This window comes from Anaplasma centrale str. Israel (genome assembly GCF_000024505.1).
Lineage (GTDB): Bacteria > Pseudomonadota > Alphaproteobacteria > Rickettsiales > Anaplasmataceae > Anaplasma > Anaplasma centrale.
In genome coordinates this window covers 652,044-670,355 of the sequence record NC_013532.1, presented here as the reverse complement: position 1 = coordinate 670,355, position 18,312 = coordinate 652,044, and the positions used below count along the sequence as shown (strand labels likewise).

Genomic DNA, 18,312 nt, shown 5'->3' with positions numbered 1-18,312 from the left:
AACCCCTGCGCATGTCGTCAACCACAACCCTACCCCGTTGAAAGTCCACGGAGCGCGTAAATTTACATACTTTACGGGTTACCTTTGGCTCCAACACCAGTCCATGATTACGCCATGACCTGAGTTACAATTTCAAGATATACAAGACCGCAAAAATGTGCTAGGAGTACGCAGCGTTGTTTCTTATCTATCAACGAAGTTGTCGCGCGGGCTATGTCGTACCATCTGCTGGATAAACAAACTAGCGACTTTCTCATAAACGCGGTAGAGGAGGGAAGGTCCTCAGACATTAAGGAGATCATAGATCGGCTTGATGGGGTACAGCTCGCCTATTTCCTGTTGACGTCGGCACCCAACCATCGCAGGGAGCTGCTCTTGCATATCAGGGACGATCTGATACCTGAAACCTTACTACATCTTGTACCGGGGCTGCGTAAGGAAGTGATAAGGGCCCTTGGAACGGAGAAGGTTGCGCTCTTGGTAGGTGGGTTAGACAGCGGAGATATTGTTGAAATCATCGAAGATTTAGACGAAGAGTATCAGACCGCCATTACAACTCATATGCCAGAGGCACACGCCACACTAATAAGAGAGCTGCTTTCATATCCGGAAAAGAGCGCCGGTAGGCTTATCCACAAAGACATAACCGTTGTTCCTGAATACTGGAGTGTGGAGCAGTTGGTCGACTTTTTATGTAACCACGCAAGACCAAACAAGAAGTTTCATGAGATTTTTGTGATCAACCCCCACCTACAACCCGTAGGAATACTAGCCTTGGACGACATTATACGTGCCAACAGGAACAGCATGGTAAGGCAGTTGATGAACACAGATATTAAAATCATCAGGCCGGGAGCCAAGCAAGAGGAAGTCTCCGAAATATTCCGGCAATATTCCTTACTGTCTGCCCCAGTAGTCAACAAAGACGGCCGCATAATGGGCTCCATTCTGGTCTACGACATAATTAACGTAATGCACCAGGAAGCAGAAGAGGATGTCTTGCATATGGGTATGGTATCGGACGGCGATGTCACTTCACCAACCTTCAGAACAGTGGTAAAACGGCTCCCCTGGCTACTGGTAAATCTACTCACTTCATCCGCAAGTTCCATAGTAATAGGATGGTTCAGTGAAACCATTAGGAGTTTTATTGCCTTGTCCATTATTATGCCGATGATAGCATCAATGAGTGGCAACAGCGGCCTCCAGGCCCTCGCGGTAACTATACGTGCCCTAGCTACTAAGCAGTTGACTTACAGGAATTCGCGCAGGTTGTTATTCAAGGAGCTGTGTGTGGGCTTCATAAATGGAGCAATTCTGGCAGCGATAGCTTCCATAGCCATCATCATACGCTTTGACAACACATCGATAGAGTTGCTCTTTGTAGCATCTATGATAACAACATTTTCCATAGCAACCTTCTCTGGGGCAGCAGTCCCTATGCTCCTACACTTTTTCGGAGCAGATCCAGCAGTTTCATCCTCGATAATCGTGTGCGCAGCCAGTGATATAATGGCATTTCTGATATTTCTTGGATTGGCAACGATCTTCTTGATGTAAAACTATCTAGCCCTAGCAGTCTTAGCGCTCAAAGTGGGTGCAGCAGGAACAGGTTCCCAGCCCCCATCAGAAGTTACAGCAGAATAAAGATCACTGGCAGCAGCAAGGAAATCACTTTGAGAAGCAAGAGCATGCAAGGAAGAATTTAAGGTAGACTTACCACACTTTGATGAGGGGTTTTGCTCTGGGGCAGCCTTGGCAGCAGTGCCTGTAGTGCTTGCAACCTTCCCACCAGTTCCCCCAAAAGTAGCTTTAGCAACCTTCTCTGTGGTCTTAGCAGCCTTGGCAACCTTCTCTGGAGCAGTCTTAGCAGTACAACTACCATCAGTCTTGGCAACAGGTTCCCATCCCTGATCGGTATTTTGCTTTAACCCTTGCTCCTCCGTAGTTCCAACACCCTTGGAATGAAGATCACCAGAAACAACCTCTACACTGCTGCAGGTTGGAACAGGTTCCCAGTCTTGTGTATTATGAACCAATGCAGTAACTGTAGGATCGGCACATACCTCCTGCTCAGGGGTTGAAGGGGGACTTTGCTCCAGAGGTTCTGCAGTAGTCTCTATACAAGGAGAGGTATCAGGGATTACTGACTTCCGTCCCCTACGTTTACACGCATAAGCGGCATACCCATAGAATAAACAAGAGACTAGAGGAGCAACTATTGCAATAGTGCAAGTGCATGGCAAGGGACTGCACAAAAATGCTGCAGCAATAACCATCACAACCCCAGCTGCAGCAGTGAGTATTCTACACGTTGGACTAGCAGCAAGAGGAGGAGTAAGCCATTTTAGCATCCTCATCCCTGCTTTTTTCTCCTGCTTATAGTCTTCTATCTCATCATGATTTAAGAGATCAGGACCACCTTTATAGTCTTTAGTATCCTTATAGTTATCTATAACAGAAGAGAAGCATTTAGAAGTTACAGGAACCTTAGCAGAATATAGATCAGCAATGCTCTGAATTACTGAACATACTGAGACCAATATAGAAAATGCCATCAGTGCATATGGGAGGAATGCGCAAGCACAAGCGGCAACTGTACCAGCAGTAGCCGCAGCACCCGTACCACTAACTCCGAGGAGAGTACCTACAACCTCTTCAAGGAAGCGCCATATACTAGCAACCAAGCCGTTACCACCAGCACCAGTGGCAGCTGCAGTACCTGCAGCTGTTATACCATAACCTACAGCAGCTTGCGTTGCAAAATAACCACCTGCACCAGCAGCAGCTGCAGTACCTGCAGCTGTTATACCATAACCTACTCTCTTACCAACCTCTGACATCTTAGGATTAGGAGTTACAGGAGTAAGAACAGGTTGTAATGATTGAACAGTAACTAATCCTTCTTCCTTTACTTGTTTAACTTGCTTACAAGATCTAACTAAATCTCTTATAGAAAATCCTGTTACCACTGAATATACTGCAGCTACCACACCAGCCAATGCTACAGCTGCAATACCTACTGGATTTGAAGCAAGAGTCCCTGCAACACACAGTGCTGCTATGGCACTACATACCATAAGCAGCATACCCATATTCATGAGCACTCCAGATACTGCATGTGCAGTGTTTGCTGCTGCAACACGATGTGCGCGTGTTTTTTGTCTGCTAAGGCTTAATTTTTTTATTTGCATCAAGTGTTGGGATTGCTTGTGGTTCTGGTTTCTGGGACCAAGGGGTGGTTATAACCACCCCTTGGTCCCGAATGCTAGGCTGTGAAATTAATGAAGACCTATCCCCCCGTCTCTAGTGTACAACGGCACAGCATAACAACTTATTACTAACGTGTAACATGCTGGAATCCAGGTGTATGCAACGATTGAGTAGCACACAGCGCCTGCACACCCATTGAAATTTAGCACCTCTTATCGCGGGCATCCTAGCCGCTACGGTCTTACCATTGGCAGCAATACCATCACAGCTCACCAATTTTCAGGATTACATGACCTAAGTCGCTAAAAAATACGATGCTGCACAGATTAAAGATTTCGCCATTAGCAGAACCTTCAGACGGAACCGTACTGCAAAATCTGGATTCAGTCCTTATAATCTTCTACGTCAACAGTTTCGTACCATAGAAATACTGCACAACCTCTGAGAATGCCATCAGTGCATAAGGAATGAATGCTAGTGCTGCTGCACCACCGGTTACTACAACAACAGCGTCGGGGTGGAGAGATTCGAACTCCCGACCCCTTGGCCCCAAACCAAGTGCGCTACCAGGCTGCGCCACACCCCGAGAGATCCGGTTAGGGTATAATATATTGCAGTTGGTGTCAATATGCCCAATAACGGGGATGTAGATATTGCAACGCTCGCGTTGGTTAGGACATATCCGTCGGGATGAACACTTCACCAGCGTAAAGTGCGATATATTTCTTCACCGCAACGTGTAAATTCCTTATCATATCTAGTACACAGTGTTTGTTAGCCCAAGGTTATTGACATAGTTAACGTTAAAACTGCAAAGGGTCGGAAAATTTCTTCCACAAGCTGGATACGCAGGCAAATTAACGACCCGTACGTTATGTTGGCGAAAAAGCACGGATATAGGTCTCGCTCGGCGTATAAGCTCATAGATATCGACTGCAAATTTAAGCTCTTGCAGCGGGGTAGGTATGTGTTGGACCTTGGTTCATGCCCCGGAGGCTGGGCTCAGGTTGCAGCTGAACGGGTTGCAGAAGGTGGCAAGGCACATGTAGTTGCCGTAGATATGGCTCCCATGGAGCGAATTCCCAATGTTGACTTTGTGCAGTGTGATGTAGAACATTCACCAGAGCTGCTGCGTGCGGCGCTGCAGGATAGGAAGTTCGATGTTGTGCTGTCAGACATGGCTCCAAAATCCTGCGGGCATCGGCAGGTGGATCATGCGAATATCATCAATCTGTGCGAAATGGCTCTAGATCTGGCAGTGGAGTTTTTACGCTCAGGTGGAAGCTTTGTGACCAAAATCCTGCAAGGGGAATATGAGCAAGAATTTCGCAGGTCGCTGCAGTACTATTTTGCGTCAGTAACGTATTTTAAGCCAAAATCCAGCAGGAGCGAATCCTCCGAAATTTACCTGGTGGGCACGAAATTCAAAAACCCAGAGCATCCTTATGGCAACTCTGAGGATGCACCATCCGAGTGTTAAAGGCCAACTACCACGCCAAAGGCTGTAATGGAACATGTGGCACAGATCGACAACGCCGTACATATTAAGAAGTGGGGGCCGGCCTCACGGATGAACATATATAAGCAAGTTGCGCCACACCACACAGCAGCAGTGATGACTGCGACAAATGCGAACAACCTCCCCCCTCCCCTGGCACGAACAACCAAGGTGCACGCGTAGTTACCCTTGCAAGGCAGAGTTACATTAACATACCGGTCCACAACGTATTGTTGTTATAAAATCGGCCTTGCATCAGAACATCTGCCACACTTTTCAACCCACAGTTTGCGTGAATATCGCATTTATTATAGTATAGTGTCGCGCGCATGTGCGTGCAGTGGGTCTGGTATACTTTTCACTAAGTTGTGGCACTCTGTGTGCCTTGTTGGCGTAAAGATCCCCCCCCCCCCCACACGCAGCGCTGTTATTCCGAAAAGTATATTGGGGAGCTTGGGATGGGTGCACTAGGAACATTTATAGCTATAGTTATAGCTACAGTTAGTAGCGCTTCTGCTGGAGCGCTACTGGAGCAGATGTTTGTTGCTTTAGATGCGGGCGATAAGCACGATGATAAAGTAAGACATAAAGAGTCAGAAGCGGAGGAACGGCGGGGCGAAGAGAAAAGCGCCGAAGCCAGCGCAGCAAAGGAAAAAGCGGTAGAGGGGCAGGAACTTGCATTACAAGAACATCGACAACGTAAGCAGGTGCCCCGGCACTACGAGAAAATTATTGATACCGAGGGCATTGCCGACGCAGTCATGAACAGGCTGCGAGACAACGGCATTAGCATACCAAGGACCTCAGATGCTACAGCGCTGACAGAAGCTGCAGTTGAAGCTATGGTCGAAGAGGTGGCAAAGCGTCTAAATGCATCGCTGGATCTCTTAGCGAAGGTCCACACCGGTAAGATGACCAAAGCGGAGCTAGAGGAACAGCATCCTCGAACAGCGAGTGCCATAAATAGCTTATCAGAAAGTTTCAGGCAACGGGGCCTGGCTTTAGGTAGTAGCGTACAAGATGTCGTGAATACCGTATTAAGCAATGCGTCTGGGATTTCCGGTGTGGAGCAACGAGCTATTGCTGAAGGTCAGTCCGCTGACACAGCTCCTACAACCAACGCTGCAACTCCAAAAGTTGTTGTTGAGGATGTCGAGAAGGCGAGCGAGGCAGGGGCGAAAGCTTCATGTAGCGGCGCACCCGTCGTCACGATTGAGGATGTATCCGATGACGACGCCCAGCCACCCGCGAAGAATGCTAATGCGGAGACAATCAACACAGGAGAAGGTAGCACACAACCTTCCACAAGTGTGGTAGACCCAACCAAAGCTTCATGTAGCGGCGCACCCGTCGTCACGATTGAGGATGTATCCGATGACGACGCCCAGCCACCCGCGAAGAATGCTAATGCGGAGACAATCAACACAGGAGAAGGTAGCACACAACCTTCCACAAATGTGGTAGACCCAACCCTTGCCGGGGGGGGGGGACATGGCCGCTGCACCGTCTAGCAAGCCATTAGAACACATACTGGAGGCCGTTACCGCAACGTGGATCTCATTGGTGAAATCACTGTGGAATGTGATGCGTCGCGCAGCCGGGACTGCTTCTAGATCTGCACAACGCGGAAAGTATGTTTGGTACGGCTATAAAAGCCATTTTTATCAACTGGCGATATCAGCCACAGCACCGGCACCCTATTGTGTATTTAGGACCAAGTCAGAGAGAAATATCACCTGGCTTGCATTCGAAGGCCTCCTTGCCACAAAAGCCTAAGTGCCGCGGCAACGCAAGCCGCTAAATGGGTTTACAGCAGCAGGAATAGAATTTTGCTCTGAACGTTCACACTCCAACCACACAACTCCTCCAGAAAGTCCTGTAGTATATGAGGCTGAGCCAAGCCCATCTGTCCCCCATGGCTAGAGTGCTGTTGAGGATGTATCTGGGGTGCTCATGAATATGGGTATGCTGCTTATGGTATGTAGTGCCATAGCAGCACTGTGTGTTGTGAGTCTTGCTTCAAATCCAGTAGGTATTGCAGCTGTAGCATTGGCTGGTGTGGTAGCTGCAGTATATTCAGTGGTGACAGGATTTTCTATAAGAGATTTAGTTAGATCTTGTAAGCAAGTTAAACAAGTAAAGGAAGAAGGATTAGTTACTGTTCAATCATTACAACCTGTTCTTACTCCTGTAACTCCTAATCCTAAGATGTCAGAGGTTGGTAAGAGAGTAGGTTATGGTATAACAGCTGCAGGTACTGCAGCTGCTGCTGGTGCAGGTGGTTATTTTGCAACGCAAGCTGTAGGTAATGGTGTGTTGGCTGGAGCCTCAGCTTATGCAAGTACAGTTGCTGCCGCCATAAAGGCTGTAATCAAGTCCGTTGGTGTTGCAGGTGTTGGTGGAAAGGTTGCTGGTAAGGCAGCTGGTTTGGCTGCAGAGGCCGCTCTGGCCCAGGCTGTGGGTATAACTGCAGCTGGTAGTGGGACTGGTACGGGTGCTGCTTTGGCGGTGACAGGTGCTTTGGAGACTGTGGCTGGTAGCGGTCTTGGAACTGGTGTTAAGGCTGTTGCTGCTGAGGTCGCTGCTGGCGGTGCTAGGGCTGCTGCGGAAGCCGGTAATTGGACCGTTGCCGGTACTGGTGCCACTAGTTGGGTTGCTGCTAGTGCCAAGAGTGCTGCTAATGTTGCTGCTGCTGAAGCCGCAAGTTGGGCTGCTACTGCAGGTGTTGCTAAGGGTGCTGCAGCTGAGGTTGGTATAGAGATTGGTACGGGTGCTGTTGAGGTTGGTGCGGGTGCCGCTGTATATGCCAATGCCGGTGTGGAGGCCGGCTTTAGCGGGGTTGTTGCTGGTGTTAAGGTTGGTAGTACGGGAGCTGCTGCTGTTGAGGGAACTATTACTACTGGTCTTGGTGGCACTGGCATCACCGCTAACGTACAAGTAGCAGCTGCCAAGGCTGGTGGTGCTAAAGCTGCCGCAGCTGCCGTTACTATAACTGCAGGTGCAGCAGCACTAGCATTCATTCCTTATGCACTGATGGCATTTTCTATATTGATCAATGTCTGTACAATCATTCAAACCATCGCTGATCTATATTCTGCTAAGGTTCCTGTCACTGATAAATGCTTCTCTTCTGTTATAGATAACTATAAGGATACTAAAGACTATAAAGGTGGTCCTGATCTCTTAAATCATGATGAGATAGAAGACTATAAGCAGGAGAAAAAAGCAGGCATGAGAATGCTAAAATGGCTTACTCCTCCTCTTGCTGCTAGTCCAAAGTATAGATTGCTCATGGCTCTGGCTTGTATTGCCATAACTATCTGTGTTGCACTCTTGCTGCCACTAACTGCATGGACCATTGCTGCCATTGCTCCTCCGCTAGTCTCTTGTTTATTCTATGGGTATGCTGCTTATGCGTGTAAACGTAGGGGACGGAAGTCAGTAATCCCTGATACCTCTCCTTGTATAGAGACTACTGCAGAACCTCTGGAGCAAAGTCCCCCTTCAACCCCTGAGCAGGAGGTATGTGCCGATCCTACAGTTACTGCATTGGTTCATAATACACAAGACTGGGAACCTGTTCCAACCTGCAGCAGTGTAGAGGTTGTTTCTGGTGATCTTCATTCCAAGGGTGTTGGAACTACGGAGGAGCAAGGGTTAAAGCAAAATACCGATCAGGGATGGGAACCTGTTGCCAAGACTGATGGTAGTTGTACTGCTAAGACTGCTCCAGAGAAGGTTGCCAAGGCTGCTAAGACCACAGAGAAGGTTGCTAAAGCTACTTTTGGGGGAACTGGTGGGAAGGTTGCAAGCACTACAGGCACTGCTGCCAAGGCTGCCCCAGAGCAAAACCCCTCATCAAAGTGTGGTAAGTCTACCTTAAATTCTTCCTTGCATGCTCTTGCTTCTCAAAGTGATTTCCTTGCTGCTGCCAGTGATCTTTATTCTGCTGTAACTTCTGATGGGGGCACAACTTCCACAAATGTATATGCGGTGTATTGGTAAATGTTGAGGATGGTTATAGTTTAAATTTTTAAGAATTTTTTCATTTTAGGATAGCAAGGAACATCCGCGCTCATGCCATTATGATTTTTTGTAGGTTAAATTAATGTGCATATTATTTTAAGGAATGTTAAGATCTGCAGATAAATTTTTAAAACTTTTAAATAGTATGCACAATACACGATCGCCAAGAAATGACGCTCCTGAGTCTGCTAAGAATCAAGTATCACAGGGTGGAAACGGCAGGCTTGATCCCAGTAGGATACATCGGAGATTCTCGCACGGCGATATTGCCAGAACAGCTGAGGGCCGACGCGCGCAATCACCATATAGTGACTCGAGGCGCAGATCATCCGTAAGCCCTGCAAAATCTTCCGTAACGTCGATCGCTAGCACACAATCTCGTAATGTAGAAAATATTGAGACACGCGGTGCAAGATTGTGCGAACTGCGACGTCCCAAGGCACCAGTGGAGCAAAAACCTCTTGTAACAGCGCCCAAACCCGCTGGGGCAAAAATTGTGAAGGCTATTGTAACGCGAAGTAGGCGTTCGGATGTTTCAAAGAGCCCTGCATCGTCTTCAGAGCAGGCTGGCCAAAGTTCCAGGGTGGCTGCAAATCCTGCGGTATCTGGCTCGCCAAAAGTGGCACCAAGCACAGCTGGGGAACAACTTCAAAGTAGTGGTAGCTCCTCAGGTTCTGTTGCATCTTCAGAGCAATGCGGTAGACAAGCGCCAGATACTTTGAAAGATTCTAAGCCTTCTCAGGAACAAAGTGGTAAGCTTTCAAAAAGTCCTGCGTTATCTTCAGAGCAGGTTGGTCAAAGTTCCAAGGTGGCTAATCCTGCGTTATCTGGCTTACCAAAAGTGACGCAAGGTGCAGTTGGGGCACAACTTCAAAGTAGTGGTGGCTCCTCAGGCTCCGCGTCAGTGCCACAAGCAACCCCTGAGGGAGTTCGTGTGGCTATGCAAAGAGATTATAGTGAAAGGCTGTTGGACACTGAACCATTTGGCAACCCCTATAAGCTCGCGATAGTGCTGTCCGAGAATATACAAAGATGTTCAGATTTTAGCATTAGTGCCGGTAGCGTTTATTCACTGCTTTGTAACTCATTGCTTTCAAGGCTCATGGGAGATAGTTATGTGCCAGGTGTTTTGGAGCCAAAGGTAACCCGTAAAGTATGTAAATTTACGCGCTCCGTGGACTTTCAACGGGGTAGGGTTGTGGTTGACGACATGCGCAGCCTAAGACTAATAACCGTCAATCGTGATGCTGTGGCCGTATCAGTGAGCAGCTATACGTATGGCGTGGATGTAGCGTCAAGAATGCCGCTTAACGCCCAAATATTTCAAGATTTGCTATCTACGCGCTACACTCCTGTGAGCCCATCGAGTACAGCAGCCAAGAGTGTTACAAATACGGCTTTGAGATTTATATTTTCATATTTAGTACACCTTGAATCGCTCAGACGTTCCTCCCCCAAGGAAGAGGAGGTGGATGCCACAATACTTACAATACTGGAGTACCTAGAAGACGGGCATACCAATATTCATGACGTATTGCATGCCAAGGATTATAGGGGTTTCTACCAGTACATGAAGCACCTTGTCGCTAGCAATGCATGTAAGGCTAATTCTTTGCTACTTAGCACAGCACAGAAAGCTGCAGCGTATATGGCTGAACACTACAACGCTTTACTGAGCAGCATTATAGTATATCAGTGTGTAAACACTTGCCCAACTAATCCATCCAGCAGCAGCACACTTAGGAAAGTTGGTAGTAATGCAGTTCAACACCTTATACCACTGTTAGGCTTTTCTTCTATACTTTCAAGCATAGCAGCAAGACTGTACAATGCTACTAGTAAGGAAGACTTGGTCTATGCAATAAGTGTGGATAATGCCCGGCTTATCATGGAAAGCCAAGACTTTAAAGATGCACTCGTTGGTGATGTAGTAACAGCTTTAAGGGGAACAATACCTCCGCTGACGGTCAGTGAGCGCTATAATCAAGAAAATTTGGAGAAAATCGCCGCTGCCGTATTCATATTTTATCCGGGCTGCAGCGTTGATGGATCGGATATAATTCTGGATAAAGACGGGCTACGGTTGCTGAATGTAGGAGAAGACAGAATACGAACCTCTCATGTCTTTTTTGACGAGGAAGGGGCTTCACGTGCGGCGCAGCAGCCGGACATACTCCTCTCGGAGTTGCAGTGGCTCTTCTGGAGCTTCAGGTCCTCAGTGGGTCCGTTAAAGTGGAATGAGTTTCTGCTAGAGCTTAACGAACTCTGTGAAACCATGATTACTGGCCAATTTGCAGCAGCTGCACAATCTGATATCTTAAGGCAGCTTCAGCGTATTGGGCATTTAAAGCAACTCGATAATCGTGCGGGGCAGGTGATATATGAGTCCTTCCTACCAAGAGTGCTGCACATACGGGGCTTTTTGCGCAACAGACAACTTACAGAGTCTGCTGCGTACCTCATAAACTTTTTACACGGCCCAAGTGCCACATCTACAGAGTTGAGCAGGCTCTTACTAAGAATATGCGGTTCTCCTCACACGGCATATGCCGGCTATAATGGAAATACCGGTCAGGGATCTGGTGTGAAACATTCGCTCACGTATTATGAGTCCGCGCTCAAGACTTCAATCGACGAGCATGCAGGCCTATTTTTGGACAGATTTCAAGCTGATGATAGAGAAAGTGGAGTGGAACGCAAGCTCGAAGATGAGTTTGACAGAGCTTTTGGTGCGCAATACAAACCTTTGGAGCTCTCAGAACGGCAGAGGCACAAAATTATACAAACCTCAGCAAAGAGATCATTTCGCCAGCTGCTACGGCTGGTCTTTTCTGGAAACATACCGGAACTCCTTTGTCTTGCCACGGTTGTTGTGTCAGTGTTTCTTGGTCTCTACGCCCCTCCCGAAGTTTTTGTAACCTGGATGATGTTCTCCAGTGGTTGTATGGGAATCGTTCTGTGTCGCTCACATAACGACGAAGGCGTTAAAGTTGAGCATTGCATGGGCACACCCCCGGAATTGTTGATGCAACCAGCGACGAATGTGGGAATGCAGCCCCAACATCTCCGTGAAGCCCTGCCTGCAACACAAGTGGGGTTACTGCAATCTGAGATTGCGCCGGCTTCGTGCAACCCGGAAGCACCCACGGCAACCTCCATACCGGCATGCCAACAACCCCAGTCTGCAATGGCAACTGCACAGTTAACCTCAGCATCCCTTGTCTCTCAAAACCATATTACATAGAGTGGTGCAGACGCAGTTACCACGTGATGAGCAGATCACTTCTCATCATGTGGTAGCGCGATGCTGACTTCCTTCCCCTACGTTTAGAGACATCATAAGCAGCATACCCATAGAATAAACAAGAGACTAGCGGAGGAGCAATGGCAGCAATGGTCCATGCAGTTAGTGGCAGCAAGAGTGCAACACAGATAGTTATGGCAATACAAGCCAGAGCCATGAGCAATCTATACTTTGGACTAGCAGCAAGAGGAGGAGTAAGCCATTTTAGCATTCTCATCCCTGCCTTCTTCTCCTGCTTATAGTCTTCTATCTCATCATGATTTAAGAGATCAGGACCACCTTTATAGTCTTTAGTATCCTTATAGTTATCTATAACAGAAGAGAAGCATTTAGAAGTTACAGGAACCTTAGCAGAATATAGATCAGCGATGGTTTGAATGATTGTACATACTGAGACCAATATAGAAAATGCCATCAGTGCATAAGGAATGAATGCTAGTGCTGCTGCACCTGCGGTTATAGTGACGGCTGCAGCCCAAGTACCACCACCCGTAACCTCACCCTCAGCAGCCGCACTTGCAGTCCCAGCACCAAAGCCAGCCTTAGCAGTTATACCACAACCTCCCAATACACTGGCTTTAGCGCTTACAGTCCCAGACACTGCAACAGTACCTTCAGCATATACAACACCCTTAGCACTCACACTACCAACACCAGCATAAACGCCACTTGCCTCAACAGTGATACCACCAGCCTCAGCACCAACCTTAGCAACACCAGCAGAAGTCCAAGCAGCCAAACCCTGAACACCATTACCTAAACCAACCTCCTTAGCAACCTCCCCAGACACACCATAAGCAACAGCCTTAGCAACATCAGCACCACTCCCAGCACCAACAGCAACCTTCCCACCAACAGCAACCCAACTAGTGGCACCAGCAGCCTTGGCAACAGCCTCGGCACCTGTAGCAGCACCAAAAGCCTTAGCGGCCGCCTCACCAGCTGTGGCAGCACTAGCACCCACACCAATCTTAGCAACAGCATCCACAGCAGCTTCAGCGGCGGTTTTACCGGCAATCAGCGCAGCATTACCTACAGCAGTACCAGCAGTTTTTACAGTGGCACTAGCGGTAACCACACCTGCACCAACACCCCAGGCAGTCCCAACTGCCTTTCCCACTGCAGTACCAGTCCCAACCACATTGGCAACAGCAGCCTTTATGGCGGCAGCAACTGTACTTGCATAAGCTGAGGCTCCAGCCAACACACCATTACCTACAGCTTGCGTTGCAAAATAACCACCTGCACCAGCAGCAGCTGCAGTACCTGCAGCTGTTATACCATAACCTACCCTTTTACCAACCTCTGATATATTAGGAGTTACAGGAGTAAGAACAGGTTGTAATGATTGAACAGTAACTAATCCTTCTTCCTTTACTTGTTTAACTTGCTTACAAGATCTAACTAAATCTCTTATAGAAAATCCTGTTACCACTGAATATACTGCAGCTACCACACCAGCCAATGCTACAGCTGCAATACCTACTGGATTTGAAGCAAGACTCACAACACACAGTGCTGCTATGGCACTACATACCATAAGCAGCATACCCATATTCAGCAGTACTCCAGACCGATTTAACCACAGCGCCACCAGGAATCAAAATACTGCACAATTTCCCTAAGAGGTTCGCATCCCTACACACCCTCAACAGCACTCTAGCCATGGGGGACAGGGCTGTGTGTGGGAGGAGGATATAAGATCGGCAATGGTTTGAATGGTGGCACAGAGGTCAGCACACCTCCTGTATAACTGGGCTTCAGTAAATGTGATAGTAGCACACATCCTCAATAGCACCCTAGCCATGAGGGACAGGAGGAAGAATATACGGGCTTGGCTCAACCTTATGAATACTACATGATCTTCGGGAGGTGCAACACACCCTCAACAGCACTCTAGCAATGAGGGGCAGGGCTGTGTGGTGGGTAGTTATCTATAACAGAGCATTTAGCAGTGATTGGAACCCTAGCAGAATACAGATCAGCGATGGTTTGAATGATGGTACAGACATTGACCAATATAGATCAGCTATGGTTTGAATGATTGTGTTTCAGTATGAGATGATCACTACAACAACCCCTATGGAGAATACTGCAATAACCTTCTGGAGGTTCAACGCTCCAGACAGAATTGGGTTACTTCTGGCACAATGCACAAAAAAACGTGGTTCTCCCGCTGAGCCTCTCTGAGAGTATGCGTTCCCCACAAATGTTACAGGGTTTCCCTGCCCTTTGGTAAACCATAAAATGTTTCTGGAACCCTCCTACGGCACCGGTAGGAATCGTATAGTCCTTGATGGTTGACCCGCCAGCATCTATGGCAAGCCGCAGTGTGGCCTTGGTTTCCCGCACTATCTGTTCGCATTCCTCATAGGAGACATCGTCCATGGCCCGCATAGGAGACACCCCAGCTCTGAACAAAATCTCCGACGCGTATATATTGCCTATTCCAGCAACTATAGAGTTATTCATCAGCGTACTCTTCACGCACGCTTTGCTTTGCCTCATCAAGTACGTGGCACTAAACTCGGCAGAGAGCGGATCTGGCCCGATCCTTGACGCGATATTCGCATATGCCTGAAAGTCGACCAACAGCACGGACCCAAATCTGCGCGGATCGTTGAACACTATGTTAAATTCGTCATCCAGCAACATTACAACATGATCGTGTTTGCCCAGTACGTGGGGCTTGGTGTGGATCATCCTGCCACTCATGCCCAGGTGAAATATAACTCTGGCACCATCGCTTAACTCAAACACTAAGTATCGTGCGATTCTGTCTACGGATCTAATTTCTCTGCCCTTAACGGCGCTCTCAAAATCATCTGCTATCCGGGCGCGCAAATCACGCCTATGTACTGTGACATCCTCCACACGCCTACCAACGGCCTTGTCGGCAAAGAACCTAGAAATGACCTCAGCTTCTGGCAGTTCTGGCATCTTCAGAGCCGAGAGACTTTTTCTTCTTGCGGCGTGCAATGTTCTTTTTTAAGAGCTCCGACAACTTCTTTTTTCTGTCTTCGCTACTAACGTTTATCTTTGACTTACCCATCACAAAAAACTACAATCCCGTTTCCGCCGTTATAGTTTAGTGGCAAAACGCGTCCTTGGTAAGGACGAGCCTCAAGTTCGATTCTTGGTAACGGCACCCCGTAGTTAATTACCAGTTTTTGCCCTCCTCGGGTAGTATTTCGTACACCCTGCCCAAGAGGTTCTGCAGTAGTCTCTATACAAGGAGAGGTATCAGGGATTACTGACTTCCGTCCCCTACGTTTACACGCATAAGCAGCATACCCATAGAATAAACAAGAGACTAGCGGAGGAGCAATGGCAGCAATGGTCCATGCAGTTAGTGGCAGCAAGAATGCAACACAGATAGTTATGGCAATACAAGCCAGAGCCATGAGCAATCTATACTTTGGACTAGCAGCAAGAGGAGGAGTAAGCCATTTTAGCATCCTCATCCCTGCTTTTTTCTCCTGCTTATAGTCTTCTATCTCATCATGATTTAAGAGATCAGGACCACCTTTATAGTCTTTAGTATCCTTATAGTTATCTATAACAGAAGAGAAGCATTTAGAAGTTACAGGAACCTTAGCAGAATATAGATCAGCGATGGTTTGAATGATTGTACATACTGAGACCAATATAGAAAATGCCATCAGTGCATAAGGAATGAATGCTAGTGCTGCTGCACCTGCGGTTATAGTAACGGCTGCAGCGGAATAAAGATCACTCTTGGTACCAACAACACCCCAAGCTCCGGCAGTCCCTGCACCAGCGTCCACACCCACACCTGCAGTAGTCCCAGCACCACCACCCGTACCTGCTGCAATCGCCCAATTGGCAGTGATACCACCTGCACTGGCAGTCCCCTCAGCAATGGCCCCAGCCTTAGCAACCTCTGTAGCAGCAACAACCTTGGTAACAGTAGTCCCACAACAGCAACCCTTAGCAGCTTCCACAACACCATAAGCCGCACTCACGGCCTTAGCAGTGGTACTTCCAGCATCCACAGCAACGCCTACTAGGGCCTCACCACCCTGAGCAACGCCTATAGCAGTACCAACTGCACCAACCTCAACAGCACCCTTTATGCCAATCTCTATACCAGCAACAATAGTGGCATAAGCACCGGTTCCTGCAGTTGCGGCTTTTGCAACAGTTACACTGGCGGCACCAGCTGTGGCACCTGCAGTTCCAGCAACCCCTACACCAGCACCACCGAAAGTAGCACTGGCAACAGCTGCCTCTGCAGCCCAACCTGCGGCTTCGGCAGCAGTTGTCGCAGCACCCGCATTAACAGCCCAACCTGCAGCACCAGCCTTAGCAACTGCCTCACCCACTGCTTTTCCCACTGCGTACCCTACGACAGACTTTATGCCCAGGAAGGCTCTTGTAAGGAATACTCCACATGCAAGCACACATCCTGCAACTATGGACATTATTCCACCGCCAACCACTTTTGCAGTTCCATCATCTGTAGCCACACCACCAACAACCTTCCCAGTAGTACTTCCAACCTCTGACACATTAGGAGTTACAGGAGTAAGAACAGGTTGTAATGATTGAACAGTAACTAATCCTTCTTCCTTTACTTGTTTAACTTGCTTACAAGATCTAACTAAATCTCTTATAGAAAATCCTGTTACCACTGAATATACTGCAGCTACCACACCAGCCAATGCTACAGCTGCAATACCTACTGGATTTGAAGCAAGAGTCCCTGCAACACACAGTGCTGCTATAACACTACATACCATAAGCAGCATACCCATATTCAGCAGTACTCCAAACTGATTTAACTACAGCGCCACCAGGAATCAAAATACTGCACAATTTCCCTCTAATAAGAGGTTCGCCTCCCTACACACCCTCAATAGCACCCTAGCCATGGACAGGGCTGTGTGGTTGGGGTGGGAGGATACAGTTATCTATAACAGAAGAGAAGCATTTATCAGTGACAGGAACCTTAGCAGAATATAGATCAGCGATGGTTTGAATGATTGTACAGACATTGATCAATATAGAAAATGCCATCAGTGCATAAGGAATGAATGCTAGTGCTGCTGCACCTGCAGTTATAGTAACGGCAGCTGCCGCTACGGTCTTACCATTACCAACCTTTCCACCTACAGCTGCAACATTGGCGGTGATGCCAGTGCCACCAAGACCAGTAGTAATAGTTCCCTGAACACCAACAGCCTTAACACCAGCAACCCCCCCTGCACCAACACCAGCCTCAGCACCAACCTTAGCAACAGTCCCGCTAAAAGTACCCCCAGCGACACCCTTAGCAGCAACTTCAGCAACAACCTCTATACCAGCAGCACCCTCAGCACATACAACACCCCAACCAGCCTTAGCACAGCATGTGGCACCAGCCTCAGCACTTACACCAATACCAGCCCAACCCTCGGCCGTGATGCCAGCAGCAGCCCAGTTTGCACCCTTAGCAGCATATACACCAGCCTCAGCAGCACAACCTGCAGCACTAGCATATACACCAGCTGCAGCTCCACCAACAGCCTTACCAGCCTCAGCAGCAGCCCAACCTGCACCAGTACCACCTACAGCCCAACTTGCACCAACCTTTCCACCAGCCTCTAAAGCAGCCCAACCTGCACCAGTACCGGCACTACCGGCCATAGCCTCAGCTAGAGCCGCATTAGCGGCCAAACCAGCTGCCTTACCAGCTGCCTTTCCACCAACACCAGTCCCAATCTTGATTACAGCCTTTATGGCGGCAGCAACTGTACTTGCATAAGCTGAGGCTCCAGCCAACACGCCATTACCTACAGCAGCTTGAGTTGCAGCCCCTGCAATCTTGCCTACTGCCTCTCCCGTTACAGCCTGAGCTATACCATAACCTACTCTCTTACCAACCTCTGACATCTTAGGATTAGGAGTTACAGGAGTAAGAACAGGTTGTAATGATTGAACAGTAACTAATCCTTCTTCCTTTACTTGTTTAACTTGCTTACAAGATCTAACTAAATCTCTTATAGAAAATCCTGTTACCACTGAACATGCCATCAGTGCATAAGGAATGAATGCTAGTGCTGCTGCACCTGCAGTTATAGTAACGGCAGCTGCAACACCACCCTTGGCACCCTCCTTACATGCACAAGCTACACCACCTGCACTGGCAATTCCCTCACTAAGCAGCACCAGTACCTTCAACAACTCTTAGGTGCAACACACCCTCAACTGCACCCAGGGTAACGGCTTCAGCAACCTTATGGAGAGTACTGCTATGGCACCACGCGGT

General features: G+C 48.2%; 10 protein-coding genes and 2 tRNA genes. 6 read left to right on the top strand and 6 right to left on the bottom strand.

From position 1 onward, the window contains the following. Positions 1-213: 213 nt before the first annotated feature. Complete coding sequence (gene mgtE, locus ACIS_RS02870; RefSeq protein ID WP_012880715.1) at positions 214-1,560, top strand: magnesium transporter; 1,347 nt, start codon at positions 214-216, stop codon at positions 1,558-1,560. 2 nt (positions 1,561-1,562) lie between these two features. Here the strand turns inward: mgtE and ACIS_RS02865 are convergent, their stop codons facing one another. Further along, a complete protein-coding gene (locus ACIS_RS02865) occupies positions 1,563-3,101 on the bottom strand; it encodes a hypothetical protein (protein ID WP_081440559.1) in 1,539 nt (512 codons plus the stop codon). 624 nt (positions 3,102-3,725) lie between these two features. Next, positions 3,726-3,799: transfer RNA gene (locus ACIS_RS02860), tRNA-Pro, on the bottom strand. A gap of 288 nt (positions 3,800-4,087) precedes the next feature. On the opposite strand from ACIS_RS02860, the gene ACIS_RS02855 reads away from it, so the two are divergent. From ACIS_RS02855 to ACIS_RS05570, 4 genes are all read left to right on the top strand, one after another. Then, positions 4,088-4,693 carry an RlmE family RNA methyltransferase gene (locus ACIS_RS02855; RefSeq protein ID WP_010264647.1) on the top strand — a complete coding sequence of 202 codons (606 nt, stop codon included), beginning with the start codon at positions 4,088-4,090 and terminating at the stop codon, positions 4,691-4,693. Positions 4,694-5,169: 476 nt separating this feature from the next. Further along, positions 5,170-6,222 carry a hypothetical protein gene (locus ACIS_RS02850; protein ID WP_238523238.1) on the top strand — a complete coding sequence of 351 codons (1,053 nt, stop codon included), beginning with the start codon at positions 5,170-5,172 and terminating at the stop codon, positions 6,220-6,222. A gap of 442 nt (positions 6,223-6,664) precedes the next feature. Then, positions 6,665-8,716: a hypothetical protein gene (locus ACIS_RS05125; protein ID WP_012880712.1), complete on the top strand. Its 2,052-nt coding sequence runs from the start codon at positions 6,665-6,667 to the stop codon at positions 8,714-8,716. A gap of 517 nt (positions 8,717-9,233) precedes the next feature. Then, the gene (locus ACIS_RS05570) at positions 9,234-11,981 is read left to right on the top strand and encodes a hypothetical protein (RefSeq protein WP_238523236.1); all 2,748 of its coding nucleotides are present in this window, start codon (positions 9,234-9,236) and stop codon (positions 11,979-11,981) included. A 16-nt stretch (positions 11,982-11,997) separates the two neighbouring features. Here the strand turns inward: ACIS_RS05570 and ACIS_RS05110 are convergent, their stop codons facing one another. The 3 genes from ACIS_RS05110 to ACIS_RS05480 form a co-directional block, all read right to left on the bottom strand. Further along, positions 11,998-13,596 carry a hypothetical protein gene (locus ACIS_RS05110; protein WP_238523235.1) on the bottom strand — a complete coding sequence of 533 codons (1,599 nt, stop codon included), beginning with the start codon at positions 13,594-13,596 and terminating at the stop codon, positions 11,998-12,000. Positions 13,597-14,177: 581 nt separating this feature from the next. After that, positions 14,178-14,981 (bottom strand): bifunctional DNA-formamidopyrimidine glycosylase/DNA-(apurinic or apyrimidinic site) lyase, encoded by an 804-nt coding sequence (gene mutM, locus ACIS_RS02825; RefSeq protein ID WP_012880709.1) that lies wholly within the window; start codon positions 14,979-14,981, stop codon positions 14,178-14,180. Next, positions 14,959-15,096, bottom strand: coding sequence for a hypothetical protein (locus ACIS_RS05480; RefSeq protein ID WP_187286261.1), 138 nt, complete (start codon positions 15,094-15,096; stop codon positions 14,959-14,961). The genes mutM and ACIS_RS05480 overlap by 23 nt, the downstream gene beginning before the upstream one ends. 22 nt (positions 15,097-15,118) lie before the next feature. On the opposite strand from ACIS_RS05480, the gene ACIS_RS02820 reads away from it, so the two are divergent. Beyond that, positions 15,119-15,189: transfer RNA gene (locus tag ACIS_RS02820), tRNA-Thr, on the top strand. Positions 15,190-16,928: 1,739 nt separating this feature from the next. Here ACIS_RS02820 and ACIS_RS05470 read toward each other — a convergent pair. Further along, positions 16,929-18,212 (bottom strand): hypothetical protein, encoded by a 1,284-nt coding sequence (locus ACIS_RS05470; protein WP_187286236.1) that lies wholly within the window; start codon positions 18,210-18,212, stop codon positions 16,929-16,931. Positions 18,213-18,312 lie beyond the last annotated feature (100 nt).